At 36.6% G+C, this 15,332-nt stretch carries 9 protein-coding genes; 4 read left to right on the forward strand and 5 right to left on the reverse strand.

The window, feature by feature from the left end; all coding sequences use genetic code 11:
• The first annotated feature begins 185 nt into the window (after window positions 1-185).
• Window positions 186-2,024 carry a vWA domain-containing protein gene (locus MSBRW_RS18675; protein WP_048136579.1) on the forward strand — a complete coding sequence of 613 codons (1,839 nt, stop codon included), beginning with the start codon at window positions 186-188 and terminating at the stop codon, window positions 2,022-2,024.
• Window positions 2,025-2,116: 92 nt separating this feature from the next.
• On the opposite strand, the gene MSBRW_RS18680 is transcribed toward MSBRW_RS18675, so the two are convergent.
• From MSBRW_RS18680 to MSBRW_RS18700, 4 genes are all read right to left on the reverse strand, one after another.
• Window positions 2,117-2,863 (reverse strand): hypothetical protein, encoded by a 747-nt coding sequence (locus MSBRW_RS18680; protein ID WP_011306248.1) that lies wholly within the window; start codon window positions 2,861-2,863, stop codon window positions 2,117-2,119.
• 884 nt (window positions 2,864-3,747) lie between these two features.
• On the reverse strand, window positions 3,748-4,695 hold the full coding sequence (locus tag MSBRW_RS18690) for a phosphotransferase (RefSeq protein WP_011306247.1): 948 nt from the start codon (window positions 4,693-4,695) through the stop codon (window positions 3,748-3,750).
• A gap of 697 nt (window positions 4,696-5,392) precedes the next feature.
• A complete protein-coding gene (locus MSBRW_RS18695; RefSeq protein WP_394298294.1) occupies window positions 5,393-6,118 on the reverse strand; it encodes a metallophosphoesterase family protein in 726 nt (241 codons plus the stop codon).
• Window positions 6,119-6,948: 830 nt separating this feature from the next.
• A complete protein-coding gene (locus tag MSBRW_RS18700; protein WP_011306245.1) occupies window positions 6,949-8,085 on the reverse strand; it encodes a UDP-N-acetylglucosamine--N-acetylmuramyl-(pentapeptide) pyrophosphoryl-undecaprenol N-acetylglucosamine transferase in 1,137 nt (378 codons plus the stop codon).
• Window positions 8,086-8,908: 823 nt separating this feature from the next.
• Here MSBRW_RS18700 and MSBRW_RS18705 point away from each other — a divergent pair.
• Window positions 8,909-10,678: an alkaline phosphatase gene (locus MSBRW_RS18705; RefSeq protein ID WP_011306244.1), complete on the forward strand. Its 1,770-nt coding sequence runs from the start codon at window positions 8,909-8,911 to the stop codon at window positions 10,676-10,678.
• A gap of 117 nt (window positions 10,679-10,795) precedes the next feature.
• Here the strand turns inward: MSBRW_RS18705 and MSBRW_RS18710 are convergent, their stop codons facing one another.
• Entirely contained in the window at window positions 10,796-12,229 is a 1,434-nt protein-coding gene (locus tag MSBRW_RS18710; RefSeq protein WP_230669862.1) for an RNA-guided endonuclease InsQ/TnpB family protein, read from the reverse strand.
• Window positions 12,230-12,713: 484 nt separating this feature from the next.
• Between MSBRW_RS18710 and MSBRW_RS18715 the strand changes: the two genes are divergently transcribed.
• Window positions 12,714-13,712, forward strand: coding sequence for a PHP domain-containing protein (locus tag MSBRW_RS18715; RefSeq protein WP_011306242.1), 999 nt, complete (start codon window positions 12,714-12,716; stop codon window positions 13,710-13,712).
• Between the two features lie 783 nt (window positions 13,713-14,495).
• On the forward strand, window positions 14,496-15,002 hold the full coding sequence (locus MSBRW_RS18720) for a pentapeptide repeat-containing protein (protein ID WP_011306241.1): 507 nt from the start codon (window positions 14,496-14,498) through the stop codon (window positions 15,000-15,002).
• The last annotated feature ends 330 nt before the right edge of the window (window positions 15,003-15,332 follow it).

Consider the following 15,332-nt stretch of genomic DNA (forward strand, 5'->3'; position numbering starts at 1 on the left):
TTCTAGAATATAGCTGAAAATTACTAAAATATAACTGAAAATTACTAAAATATAACTGAAAATTACTAAAATATAACTGAAAAATCTCTGAAATATAATAGATAAGAAGACAACTTAACTAAAAACTCCTAAAACTTAACTAAAAACTCCTAAAACTTTGGAGAATTTCCGGAAAAGGAAAAAATATGCAGGAATTAAAAAAGCGGAAGGAAGATTTTGAGGGTATTCACGGATCCGGCTCATCTTTATCGTTTAGCCATGCCTTCAATCCTTCCACAATATTGAATATTGAGCTCAGGGATGTCCTGGCAACTCCACGAAAGATTCCAAGGCAAGTAAGGGAAGAAATTGCAGAAATTCTTATTTATGAGCTATTTTCAGAAGATGGGTACGAAATAAAAGATGAAAAGCTGTTTATGAGAAAATTTGGAGCTTTTTATCCAATTTTTATAGGTTTAAGGGATTTTGGAGTTTGGAATGAAATAAAAACTCTTACCGGAGCCAACAATCTGGCAGGTGTTTTTATACTCAGAGCCCTACTTGAAGAACTTTTTACACTTCTGGATGACTATGGAAAATTGGAATCTAAATTTTCAAAAAAGTTCGCAAGAAACCTGGAAAAAAGCCTTAAAGCTCTGAGGAAGCTAATCGATGAAACTCAATCGGCATGGGAACAAAACAGAATAAGAGATCTTGAGGAAAATTTCTGGTTTCAGGAAAATCCTAACATATCCAATCAACAGGCAACTCAGGAAAACAAACAGGAAAATCCTCTCGAACAAGAAAGTTCCCTTACACAGGAGAATTCTCTTCCACAGGAGAGTTCTCTTCCACAGGAGAGTTCCTTCCAGCAGGAAAATTCTCTTGAGCAGGAGAGTTCCTTCCAGCAGGAAAGTTCTCTGCAAGACCCTGAGCATGAGAACTGGGAAAATCCAGATATACAGGCTGGAAATACTGCGGAATCCGAAAGACTTGCTTCAATGACTCTGAACTTCATGTCTTCAGAGAAGGCAGGAGAAGTACTGGATTCTGTTATAGAAGAAAGCATAGCTGCAAAAATTGAAGAGCTTATCCCTGTGCTTGAAGACCACCTTGAAATGCTAGAAATTCTCTCAATGCTCTTTCCGGGCAGAGCCTGGGATTACTCCTTGAAGGCTCTTCACAGAGAATATTTTGGAAACCTTGAAAAATACGCCGCACTTCTTAGAAAGAGCTCGGCAATTCACGAAATTCTTGAGCAGGTAGGAAGAATCGAACTTGAGTACGGCTCAAAAAAGCTGAGTTTATCTCCGTATAGCAAAAGCGAAGTCCATTCGGTTACCTTTTCAGGCGATCTCCGTACATTACTTCCAGCAGAAACCGTAAAGCTAAAAAATCCTCTACTGAAGCGTAAATTCTATGCTGATATGCTTGAAGGAAAACTCCTGACCTACCAGCTAAAAGGAGAAAACTGGAACTCGGATAGTGCCGGAAAAAAGAGAAAAGGACCTGTAGTCGCCCTTGTAGATACCTCGGCGTCGATGAGAGGAAGCCCAGAGCTTCTTGCAAAAGCTGTAGTTCTGGCAGTTACGCGAAGAATGTTGACAGAAAACAGGGATGTTAAAGTGATTCTCTTCTCCTCTAAGTGGCAGACAGTCGAAATTGAACTTACAAATAAAAAGCGTATGGGTGAGGAGTTTCTGGAGTTCCTGAAATTTACTTTCGGCGGAGGCACTGATTTTAATACCGCACTTCGAGCAGGCCTTAAGGCTATGAAAAACGAAAAAGCTTTCGAGGGAGCTGATCTTCTTTTCCTTACCGATGGTTATTCCGAACTCTCAGAAAAGCCCCTTATTCGGGAATGGAATGAGATAAAAGCCGAAAGAAGAGCCCGGATCTTTTCCCTGATTATCGGAAATTATGATGCCGGCGGACTGCAACAGATTTCGGATCACACGTATCTTATAGGGAATGCCGAAAACTGGAATGTTGCAGAAAGTCCTGCAAGTTTTGTGAAAGCTATAAGCAAACCTTATAGGTTTTAAGTTCCAGGATATTTTTGATTCTCGAACATTTTTGACTGCGGGACAGTTTTGGCCGCAGAGTATTTTTTAAGATATTCCTGGTCCTTTGTATTTCAATGCCTGTGCTTGAAAAGTTTCTGCAGACCTTCTCCAAAATCTTCCAGGTCTTTCCGTGCCGGGGTCTGGCGCCTGGATATACTTGACAGGACAGAAAATGCGGCCTGTTTACTCCGGCTAGCTCCTTTAAGCAGCCCGATTTCGATCATTGCAACTATCAATTCGGAAATAATTTTGCGGTCTCTGGGACTCAGGTTATTCCATGTTTCGTTGATCTTTTTCGAGGAATCAATTATTGATTCTTTTCCTTCGGATGCTATTGTTGAGGCTTTTGAGGAAGCTACTTTTGAGGCACTAATTATCTGTTTTCTTCCATATGAAGCCGTTTCCAGAAAGATTTTGAAAGCATTCTCTGAGATCTTTTTTAGTCTTGCTCTGTGATTAATAGGGATCTCCTCTCCCGATGCTTTTCGGAAATCACTTTCAGAGCCTCGGCTCTCCAAAATTTTACGTACCTCTATAAAGATCTCAATAATCTCTTCCTCAGACCTCGTTTTAAGATATTCTCGGAGTTTTTCCATAAGGTCCGAGTCAATTGGTTCTGAATACGCTTCATAAGAGGGGCTCGGATCGCGGAAACAGTTTCCATCTATCTCAACGTCATCTACCTCAACGAAATCAGCATCAATTATAGGACTGGATCCAAAGATAGCTTCACGTGATGAAGCCTTTCTGGATTTGGATTTATTCCGAATCCTGAACCCTGCATCTGAAAGTCTGTCGAATACTCTGTCTTTAAGCAAGAAAATGCACCCCTGCTTGAGAATAAATGCCTTCCCTCTTAAAACAAAAAACTTTACTTGCGCGGAAATAATTAGTAGTCAGCAACTTTAGTATCAACCCTCTGTTAAATATAAGGTTAATTTAATTACCCGCGTATTAATTTTACTATTAACTTATTACCTATCAGGAATTTAATTTTGAGACTTGATATCTTTTTCTGTTTATTTCTTTTCAGGTATCCTCTTCATATTGAGTGGAAATCCTTTAATTTTCACTCAATGAGCTTTTTTCTCTGATTAGTTGAACCAGAGATGGCATCTCAAACGTACTGCCGACTCTATAACATATGTACTGATATGCACTTATCCCCAGTTTCTTTGCCGTCTGAACAATCGTCATAAATGTATCATTTGCCTTTGTTCCTTCCTCTGTTATGGTTTGAAAGCTCATATCCCTATTTTAATATTTTTCATGGTCCTGCTACCCCTTTTGTCAGAATGAAACTTTAGGGACTAAGTTACGAATTATAGGCTCCCTTGCCTGTACATATTTGTCATTTTTATATGGAAATTTATAATATCTTCAGTAATTTCAGAATTTGACATTATTTTCAACATTAAATGAATAACTGATCCACAGTTAATTAATTGTATTATGCAAAAGCAGCCTTAAGGAATCTTCTCTTAAGGTATCTCATGGCCCTGTTTCTCTGCATGCTAAGAACCATTGGATATCGATTTGTATTGGTAGCAGTCAAAATATATCCCTTTTAGTTGACACCTTCAAATCTGGCTCCTCCTTATTTTCAGAAGGACCACTCAAAGTTATTAACTTACCATTATCTGTTTCTTATTCATGATTTGAGATTTTCGATCCTTTCGCATACCCCCAGAATAACTGCATTTTAACCTTTATTAATCGCTTTTAAACACTTACGTGCTTCTTTGATTAGATAATTCCTGTGGCTGCCTCGATGAATGCGTGCTGAACGAAGTAAACCTATGCTCATGAAAAAAGGCAAAACTTTAGTAATATAGGCAAAGTCCTTTTCATCATTGCTATATTCCCAGAGGAAGTTTCCTATGTATGGTTCGGCCTTCCAGCTTCCCCCTTTATGCCATTCGAACTCGTTTTTAAGTTCTGCAGTGAGAATTCCCAGGTCTCTAACAGGATGAGCATGCAACCAAGAGCTTTCAAAATCAATTGCATAAGGCTTACCTTTATAAAATATATAATTGGAGGGATTGACATCCCTGTGAACCATACAGCCGCATTCCCTGTCGAGCCAAGAACTGTACCACCATTCTCCAAGCAGTTTATTAAAAGTCTTTCTAGTATCATGATCCAGTTTCAGATGGCCCAGAACCTCATGATAATTTCTGAATTCATTTTCTCTATTGTAAGAGGACTTAGTATTATCGTGAAGATGTCGAAGCATATATGCAACGGCAGTAAGCCGCTCATCGAGTTTTTTGTCATGTTTTATGTACCAAGCCAAAGATTTACCGGGTATGTATTCGGTTACAAGTGCACAGTTAAATTTTTTATTTACTGCAAGTGGTTTTGCAACATTTATTATTGAAGAGGCTCTTTCCAGGTTCTTATATTCCTTCATCATACCTTTATAAGAATTATAATTTTTCAGTTGTCCTGTAGGTTCAGAAAAAAACTTTGCCACTACACTGTAGTGTTGGCCCTTGAAATGATACTTGCAGACAGTATGAGAAGAATTTGATTTAAAAACATCAACCAAACAACGCTTATTCTTAAGCTGATCCTTTACAACTTTCTCAACAAGCCAATCTCTGAAAGGATTTCCAGGACTTAAAGTATTTACATATTGATATGCCACCTTATACCCACCACTTTAAAAATATATTTATGATTATAACTGTAATCAACAGTTACAGATTTCATTTTAAAAATATCACTATTGACAAAAGAGCAGATAGTGATTTTGATTATATATACTGATATTGGATACTATTGAATTGAATTTATTTATTACTACTGGTGACTAACTATAAGTTCTAATATCCTCTTGAATGTAGGCTAATTGATTGGAGACTAAAACACTCATAGCAGCTTCAAATACTACATGTAGTGATTTCCGATCTGAATATTAGAATATTAAAAACGAATTTGATAATAATGAATTATCTTCTCATTCATTTCCCCTAAGAAATTGATTTAGCTCCAGAGTTGGGTGATTTTTGAAATTACATTCGTCATTGGATTTGGTAATCAGATCGATTTTAATTCCCAAATCAATCATGCGTTTTTGAAAATATAAAAACGAGCAAATAATTATTTACAAGCAGGAGAAGAAATCTGAAAAGAAGACTCATAGATTGTGCAGCCATAGTAATTGCAGCCATAGTAATTGCAGCCATAGTAATTGCATCTATTATTCCTGCTATCCAGGCAAAAAAGGGATGTAATTATGAATTTTTAAAAATATCTTTTACTTTTTTCAAACTATTCAGGAGAAGGAACAAGATACTTCTCAAGCACCAGACCTCATATCTTGCGAACTTACTTTTGCTTAATTATATTATACTATCAACAACCTTCTCTTTTTCTCCTCTAGAGAAAACTCTGCAAACTTGCAGATGCCAGCGCTTGCAATCGGATTCTGGTGCATCAACCTCAATAAAATTGTAGCACTGAGACATTTTTCCACGGACTTTGGAAGAGCAGACAGTTCCCGCACTGATTACAAGCATGTCGTTTAATCTCCAGACCCAGGGGATGTGCCAGTGCCCACAGAGCACGAGGTTGACACCAGAGCGGTCCAGGAGTTCCAGAACATCTCCTGCATCTACAAGTACATTATTTCCCCTGCCAGTTCTGGGGATCGGGATAAGATGGTGGTGAAGGGCAAAAACTTTGAAACCGTTTACTGAGAAAGTATTCTCTATCCAGTTGTAATTTTCCCTACCAATATGCCCTTCGTCGAGTTCCGGCTGGGAAGAATCAAGCCCTACTACAGTGATCTCACCAAATTGTCCAGAAGTTGATCTGGTTTTAAAAAGATCCTCAAAAAAGAGGTAACCGGCATTTCTAGAGTCATGGTTTCCTGGAACTATCACTTTGTTTTTGCATTCAATCCTGTCAATGAATTTCTTTGCTCCATTGTACTCGGCTGCAAGCCCGTTTTCCGTCAGGTCACCAGTGATTACTATAATATCCGGAGAACTCCTGTTTATGTTTTCAAGCATGGAATTTGCAATCTCGGGCATATAATATGCCTCTGAGAAATGAATATCTGAAATATGTACTATTCTTTTAATTTCTATTCCTCTGTCTTACTCATTCGCGTTTCAACGTTGAGAATAATAATTAATAGCGTTATATATAGTTATTCGATTTAGTCAATATATAAGAACTAAAAAAAGTAATTAATAAGATAAGTATATATCCTATATATAAAATTAAATATTTAATCTAGTGAATTTTTCTTTGATATTCGATTTTTTTGGCTGACCTTTGTTCCAAATTAATCTGAGAAAATAAAAAACGTACATTTTGGGAGTTGAGGCACAAAAAGCAAGTACGTAAAATCGTGAAGATGCCAACTTATTGATTCATGGCCACCAAAAAAGAAAAAGGAAGAGATTTGAGCACTGGCTCACTGTAAAAAAAGTAACATGGGATAGTTAATCAAGTCCTTTGTGAAGGCATATTTCTGGTCTATTCGTATACCTGGTCTATTCGTATACCTGGTCTGTTCATAGGTTCTGGTCCCACGTTACCAATCAATAATACTCAGCTCTCGTATATATATTTTTGTTTTTTCTATAGAATAATCTCAATAAGTATTATTTTTAACTTTAAAAACAATACTTTTTATTTTAATATTTCTTTTGGATATATTGGAAAATATTATCCTCCAAATATACCTTCTTTGCAAAAAACACCTAAAAATCCTGTATGTTCAACCAGCTCATTTTTTGTTCTGTTCATAGGACGTAAAATAAATAGTCCACTCTAGATCAATTTCTTTTTTTGCTAATTTTCTTTTAATTTCTCTATATGTTCTTTCATCTTTCGTTCAGAGAATTTAGATATAGAGCCCTAATTATTCCACTTTCGATTTTTTTCATTAAATCTTCCTTTTAACCTTTCCTTCAAGAAATCTCCTTACAGTTGCAGGCCCGTCAAGTTCCTCTGCAAGTTCTTTCAATCCTCTGGTTTTTTTGTAGTATTCGTCCTCTTCCAGAATTTTTTTAATGCAGGCAAGAATAGTTTCCGGCTCGGCAAGGTAGCTCATTCTCTTCCCGTATCCCTCTTCTTCAAGTACAGTTGAGTTATTTTCCTGTTCTATGTGCTTTTCATCCGGAAAAGAAAGCACAGGAAGTCCGAAAGAAAGGCTCTCAAGAATTGTTCCATGTCCTCCTGCAGTGATTACCAGGTCAGAGCCTTTGTAATAAGGAAAAGGATTTTCCGTAAAGCATGTAAATTCGACATTTTCCGGGATTTTTGAAAACTGTTTGGGATCTATTTCGGGCCCGGAAATAAAGGTATAATGGATAGTATGATCCAGTTTTGCAGCTTCAAGTACGCTCCAAAATATGGTTGCTCTGTATCCGAAAGCGCCAATGGTTGAAAGGACGTTTGGGTGCTGGAAGGCTTTTGATTCGACTTCACGATATTTGCACCTGATAAGGGGGCCGCTGAAAAAAATGGTATTATTGATACTTTTACTAAAATTGAAATTTTTTCTGTTTACAGAGTACGGAGGAGGAAAATCAGGCACAATAATGCCATCTACACTTTTGAAGATGTAATTGTAAAAACTCTGGACTAGTTTTCCTGCTACTGTCACCAGGAAATCCTGATTCTGAAAAAACTCCACCATATTGAACTGGTGGCCAATAAAATACACAGGAATCTTTTTAATCTGTGCAGCAAGGATACCTGTATAGTAACCATCCGAAAGTACAATATCAGGTTTGAGTTCCTCAATCAACCTCAGAAGCTTTCTGAACTCTGAAAGAGAAATACTTTTTAAGGTTTCTTTAATGGATTTTTTGACATCAAAAATTCCGGATTCTCCAACTAGCCTTATTTCAGGAGGGATCTCATATGCCTGATACCCTGTTTTTTCTACCAGTTTTTTTGAGTAACCATATGCTCCAAAGTATACCTCATGCCTGGCAGTCAGAAACTCTTGTCCCAAAGCAAGGCAGCGACTTGTGTGTCCAAGCCCTTCTCCGCACATGAAAAGTAAGACTTTCATTTTATTTCAATCCCAGTATATACCTTTCTTTCATTACTCTAAACCGTTATCTATGGACTTAATATTTTCAAAAACAATTTGCGTAAAAGTAAGCTATTCTGTACGAAACAGTTGTATATTTTTCAAAAATAGAATGAAGAGATTTAGAGACAAAACCCAATTTAAAAAAGAGTAGCACAGGAAATTTGGGTTTAATAGATGTTGGCATGTTTTCTGGTCTGTTTGTATGTTCTGGTCCCACGCTACTAAGTAATAAAGCGCAGCCCCCTATATATATTTTCTTGTTCTACATAATTAGTTAGGCAAGTACTAAGATTATACCCAAAAAGTATATTTATTTACCAAAAATTTATTTGCCAAAATCTTTGCCTCTGAATAAAAAATATCATTAAGCAACCATATAATGTTCTACAGAAGCTGCCTCTGCAGAGAATTTCAGGTTCTGGTTTCTGGTTTGAAAGTAATGTGATCAGCAGGATGATGTCTGGAATTTAACCTATTTTTCAGATTATGTTGTCTAATCTGAATTATTTAATTTTATAATAAAGATTCTTTAGACTGTAATAGTATTCTTTTGTATACAGTTTATGGAGAACTATCAAGTATATAAATGAGTATATATCCTAAATATTTTAATAAATAACTGATACAGCAAAATAGAGTTACATAGCCATATTTCACAAATATTGAGTATAAATCTGCATATATTCTATATGTGAAAGATTCAAATACAGCTGGCTTCTTTTTTAAAATTGGGATTTGTATTTTTTATATTGTGTTAAACCATAAACTTAAAAATTATTCCCAATGTTGAGGTAATAATATGGAGACTAAGGAAACTGATACTTTATTAATTATTATAGTAACAGGACTTTTGCTGCTTGGAACTGTTGGTTCTGCAGCCGCTGCACAATTTGGTTCGAATTCTAGCGTAAACTTCACGAATTCTACTAACTGCAAATTTCCTGTAACGCCGGAAGCTAAAATAAAGAACGTGATTGTCCTGATTCCTGATGGTTGTTCCCAAAGTGTGGAGACTTTAGCTCGCTGGTATAGTGGAAAGCCTCTTGAGCTTGACAATATGGTGACTGGAACGGTTTCTACTTATAGCACTGATTCAGTCATTACCGACTCTTCTTCAGCTGCAACCGCATTTGCTGCGGGATATAAAACTACTAACGGTTTTTTAAGCGTTGGACCAAGCAATAGTTCTGTGTTAAGTACACTGGAAATTCCACCTGAAGAACTGCAGTACAGACCACTTGCAACAGTACTTGAAGGCTCAAAGCTAGAAGGCAAAGCTACAGGACTTGTAGCAACCTCTCGTGTGAGCCATGCCACACCTGCAGCTTTTGCTGCTCACGTTGATAACAGAGATAATGAAACCGAAATCATGAAACAGATGGTTTATGAAAACGTTGATGTGATTTTTGGTGGCGGTTCAAGTTATCTCGTACCTGTAGCCGAGGGAGGAAAAAGGACTGACGGAGAAAACCTGACAAAAGTACTTCTTGACAGAAACTACCAGTATGTTGACAGCAGAGATCAGATGATGAACCTGACCACTGGCAAGGTATGGGGTCTTTTTGCCAGTAGCCACATGATGCCGGATATCGATCGCTCCTCACTTGCACCTGAACAGCCTTCTCTTGCAGAAATGACCAATAAGTCCATTGAACTGTTATCTCAGGATAAAAATGGCTTCTTCTTAATGGTCGAAGGCAGCCAGGTTGACTGGGCAGATCACGCCAATGATCCTAACTATGCTGTAACCGATTTTCTGGCTTTTGATAAAGCTGTTAAGGTTGCAGTTGACTTTGCTAAAAAGGACGGACATACTCTAGTCCTAGCTTCCCCGGATCATAATACAGGCGGCATGACTATTGGCAGCAACTCTGACTCCAATTATACATCCACAACCGTAGAAGATGTCATTGAGCCTCTCAAGGGTATGAAACTCAGTTCCACAGGTCTTGAGACAAAAATAGGGACTAATCTTTCATCTGAAAATATCAAAAAACAGTTAAAAAACTGGTGGAGCATTGATGCTACTGATGAAGATATAGCTGAAATTCTTAAGCTCTACAACGATGGAAAAGGCCTCTCACTTGACTATGCAATTAGTGAGGTAATCAGCCGCAATCACACAGTAATTGGCTGGACTACTCATGGACATTCCGGAGACGATGTCCCTCTGTGGGCGTATGGTCCTAACGATCTAACAGGCCATGTTGACAATACAGAAATTGCAGGACACATAGCTAAAGAACTCGGATTTGACCTTAACAAGACTAACTCGCATCTCTTTATTGATGTGGGTAAGGTTTTCTCCAAAGATAACGGAGATGGAAAACTGGATAAAAATGAATACCTGCTAAATATGACAAATTCCTCAAACCCTGTGCTGGAAATTGGAGATGCAAAACTGCCAGTGGACACGAATATTCTTATCAAGAATGGCGTAGCGCATGAGTTAGAAGGAATAGTCGTCTACGCTCCAGCAACTGATAAAGTCTATATTCCCTGTGAAGCACTTTCACTTGTAAATGGAACAAAAATTAATGTAACTCAAAAAGCAGCCGAAACTGCCTGAAAATGTAAGTTAACTGACGGGGACTATTTCCCTGTTCTTATTTTTTGCTCTGTCCATGGATTGTGAAATGTGAAATGTGTCTTCACCAGACCACATTTGAGAAGTCCGGAATAGGTCTTAATTTAAAAACTGACATACTTCCCACGCAAACTGTGGAGAAGTTTTTTTTCTGGCTGTACGTTTACTGAAGATAGTACGATCCAGGACCCGTCGAGGGGTATCAGTGCTCCCTTCCCCTGCATCTCTTTCTGCAGAGAATTGACCGCTGCCTTTTGGCGTCAACGCTATATTAAAGGCGGCATTGACATCGGCATGGTCAACGTGCCCGCAGTGTGGACACTCAAATTGCTTGCTGTGTCGGTTGCCTATACGTCCGCAGCGGCTGCATTTTTTGCTAGTCGCATGGGGATCAATATAAACTACCTCTACTCCTTGCAGCCTAGCTTTGTATTCAATAAACTGTTGAAGTTGCTGAAAAGACCAGCTGTTCAGGGAGTATTCGCCTGACCATGATTGTTTTTCTAGTGTGTTTTTACTTTTGAGAGAATTTTTGTTAATTCCCTTACTTCTATTTTTGTCCCTATCTTTTTCCCTTTTTCTGTTTTTATTTTTCTTGCCTTTTCCTGACTCTCCAATCTTGCTATTGAGTTTCCGCATTCCTTTAAGGTTTTCCAGTTTGATCCCACATCCGTTATACAGGGCAACATCCACAATCTTTCGGCTGATTTTATGGTTCAAGTCCTTTACAATATTTTTTTCCCTAATTTGTACAGCTTTTAATTCTTTACTTCTGCCCAGTTTATAGAGCCGCTTTTTTATGTTTTCGTATTTTTTATGCGTATGGTATCGCATTTTTCCTAACTTCCAGATTTTTCCGGATTCGGGATCCGCTACAACTGCAATATGTCCTTTAGTATTGCGATCAACTCCTATATAGTGTTCGGACCTTTTGAGCTCGTCGTCTGGGAAGACAACTGCTACATAAGCATAGATGTTATCGATTTCTATCTGGGAAATTTTTGTAAAGTTGTTGGAAAAATGATAGTTCAGCAGAAGTTTCAGACAGGGAATTGTAATGGTTCGCTCCTTCCTGTCAATACGGACCGCCCGCGAAGGAATGATCAATTTAACATTCTTTGCAGATTTAAAGTCCTGGTTTCGGGAATATTTTTTGAGAATCTGGCCGGAAATAACTGACTTTAAGCCTATATGCTTTACATCTCCAGGAGAAAGAGATTCAGATACAGGAAGTGAATTAGGCGCAGACAGAGAACCGGGAGAAGGAAGAGAAGAAGAAATAAGCGGAAAGTCCTGAGAAAACTCAGAATAAGTAGAGAATGAGGATGAAGGAGAAGAGGGAAGAGAAGAAACAGATTTTTGTATGGGAGGCGAGTTAAGGCTTCGGTTTTGAGTCTGATGCTTAATACAGAACTCCGCAACCTTTCGAGCCTTTCGGAGTTCCTCTGAAAAATTTCGATTGTGCTTGATTTTATAAGTAAGTAACATCCGGGTTATTGCTCCACGGTCATTATCCGTTATATTTTTAGCCAATACAAGTACTTGTGAATAAATCTATAAGTTATATTCAATTTCTATATATAATTAGCATAAAGATATTTAAGCATTTTGCCGGAGTATATGAAGAGATTTTCTTGCAATAAGGTGTCAAGAATTAGTTTTAAAAGCAAAACCTGAACTGGTGGGAAACTTATATTTAGAATTTATCTCAAAAACCATTTTATTTTTGAACATTAACTCGAAATTGTCAAGATACTATGGTAAATAGGTAGTCTAATCACGATTATTTTTTTATGTCTTTAGTGTTTTTCTTTTAATTTACATATTCTTTCAATGTGACATTATACTATTTATTTGCAGAAAGAATCAATTTATTTTTCACAAATACACGTAATAACTAAAAAAATATATTTTTTAGCGAAATATCTATATAGCCATTTTGCATTCTTTTGATTGAATAGAATTCTTGAACTTTTACACTACAAGGAATTTTTGAATAAAATGGTCGTGCTTGTTTATGCAAGGAAAAACCGGAAACAATGCTAAAACAACTGTAAGCGCTGAGGTTGCAGAAACTCTTCTTCAGGAAGGATGGAGAAAAGTGGATCTACATGTACACTCTTCCTGTTCCTATGACGTCCCTCCTGTTCAGACGATGCACCCAAGAGTTCTTTTTGAAAAAGCAAGGTCGCAAGGACTTGATTTTGTGACTTTTACCGACCATGATACTGTCAAAGCTTACGATCTGCTTGGTTGGGATAAGGAAAGACTGGTTCCAGGGGTTGAGATTTCAATTAGTGATCCTGAACATATAGGACATACTCTACACGTTAATGTTTTTGAACTTGATTCGGAAGAATTTAAGGAACTTGAGTTGATCGCAGATCAAGAACATGATTTTAAAAGCTTTATCCACTATCTAAGGACTCACGATCTTCCCCATATGTATAATCATCCCTTTCAGTTTACTGTCGGAGACAGACCTAATCTATGGGCTATACCTGAACTTATAAAGCAATTTCCCATTGTTGAATATAACATGCAAAACTTAACGGAAAAAAACCTCATGGTTGCAACACTAGCCAGAAAGTACGGAAAAGGAATTGCTGCGACTACAGATAGCCATACAGGAGGTATGGGAGCTGTTTATACCCTTGCAAAAGGTGAAACTTTCAGGGAATTTTTTGAAAATATTAAAAAAGGAAATTCATATATTGTAGTTGAAGGAGGGACCAGGCAACATCTTACAAAAGAATGGAGTTCCTGGATTGAGCTTATTTTTTCCATGGATCGACAGTTAAGAGAAGATTATAATTTCACTACAAATGTCTGGAGCTTTGACAGATTAATAAATTTTTTTACAAATGGGAAAATTAGAGAATTTCCCAGAATTAACAGCCTGACAATGAAGTTTTTCCAGAATTTCTCCAGATCAGGACTCCCTGCTTATATATACATAAAGACTGAAAAGCCTCTGGTTTCTAGAATAGAAGAGATCTTGAATCAGATAGCATGAATTATATAATAATTAAATGACTCAAACGTATAATTTAAAGTAAATTTATTAACTTTTTGATTTTATAAAGAATTTATATAAATCAGCTCAATAGGTTAAGTATGAATAAGTAAAAAATGTATTAGTCTCTTCATTTCAAGTGAGGTTCATTATTTGAGAGGATTTGTACGAGCTAATCATTTCACTAATTTTTTGTTGTTTGACTTTTTATCAACTAGTTTGCCCTTAATTAAACAAATACTATATCTCTTCGCTGTTTTATATTAGTTGAAATAAAAATAGTTGCTTAATTAGAAAAAGCCAGAAAAAAGATAAACATTAATCTTGAATGCGATTTTTCAGCAACAAATATTTTCTAAATTAGAACTTCGCGGTTGGACTGAGAAATCAATAGCATAAAATCTGAATTTGGAGTAGGACCATGTACTTTTATCACTATATTTTTTAATATATTACTATATACAATATATACAAAAAATATTTAACATTGTTTATCTAATTACCACGTAAAGTTTTTCTAGTACTCTCAAATAGCTCATATGAGCTGTAGATATACCTCATATGCAACTCACAAGATCAACTTGAGATCTTTACTGATGTTGATGCCCAAAAAATCTCAAAGAATTTATAAGACAGTATCTGAAGGAAAATCAGACAAATATTAAAGGTTCACGGTAGGACAATGTCAATATTCTGAACCGTGATAATACATGACAGTAATGTTTCTTTCAATTCACAATTGATACAAGATAAAATTTTGTGGAAATGGGAAGTGGTTGTGAAATGTTTACTATTAAAGAATCGAACCTTAACAAAGGTTACCTTGAAGGGAGTAACCTTAAAGGATTTGACCTTACAGGTGCTGAGCTTATGGAGGTAAACCTTGAGGGGACTGACCTTAAAGGGGCTAACCTTAAAGGAGCTAACCTTAAAGGAGCTAACCTTGAGGGAGCTAACCTTGAAGGAGCTAACCTTGAAGGAGCTGACTTAAGTTGGGCTATACTTAAAGGAGCCAATCTAGAGGCAACTAATCTTATAAAAGCTAATCTTAAAAAAGCTAACCTTAAAAGAGCGAACCTTAGAGAAGCTGACCTTTTTATGGCTAATCTTGAGGGAGCTAACCTTAAAGAGACTCATTTTTTATCATTAGACCAGTTTTCAAAAGTTAAAACACTTTATGATACAAAATTAGATGAAGAATTACTCACATCATTAAAAGGAAAATACCCTTACCTATTTAAGTCACTAGAACAACAGTTTCTAGAACATCAGAGCAACCTTTTACTATAAAACGTTGCTATTTCATTGAGCCTATCCCGAAATTCAGAATTTGATTTTTTTGAATCTTGTATTTGGAACAATCAATTGAATACCTAATCACTAAAATAATCCCAAAAACTCACGATGATTTAGAATAAAATAGGTTTTGGGATAGGCTCATTGATTATATTCTCTTATTTATTCAAAAATCAGCAGCATGCTAGACAGTTGAAGAAGGTTTAATGCGACTGATTTCCCAATTCAACCGCTTAAACTCTATCCTTAAAGTACCTTTTAATGATTATGATAGCATTATTCCTTTTATAAATACTTTCTAAATTCAATTAGATACTTTCTTTA

Origin of the sequence: Methanosarcina barkeri str. Wiesmoor, from assembly GCF_000969985.1 — an archaeon.
In the GTDB taxonomy this organism is placed as follows: domain Archaea; phylum Halobacteriota; class Methanosarcinia; order Methanosarcinales; family Methanosarcinaceae; genus Methanosarcina; species Methanosarcina barkeri_B.

Coding starts and splice junctions, on each gene's coding strand:
- MSBRW_RS18675 (WP_048136579.1), top strand. CDS start 186: ATGCAGGAATTAAAAAAGCGGAAGGAAGATTTTGAGGGTATTCACGGA.
- MSBRW_RS18700 (WP_011306245.1), bottom strand. CDS start 8,085: ATGAAAGTCTTACTTTTCATGTGCGGAGAAGGGCTTGGACACACAAGT.
- MSBRW_RS18705 (WP_011306244.1), top strand. CDS start 8,909: ATGGAGACTAAGGAAACTGATACTTTATTAATTATTATAGTAACAGGA.
- MSBRW_RS18715 (WP_011306242.1), top strand. CDS start 12,714: ATGCAAGGAAAAACCGGAAACAATGCTAAAACAACTGTAAGCGCTGAG.
- MSBRW_RS18720 (WP_011306241.1), top strand. CDS start 14,496: ATGTTTACTATTAAAGAATCGAACCTTAACAAAGGTTACCTTGAAGGG.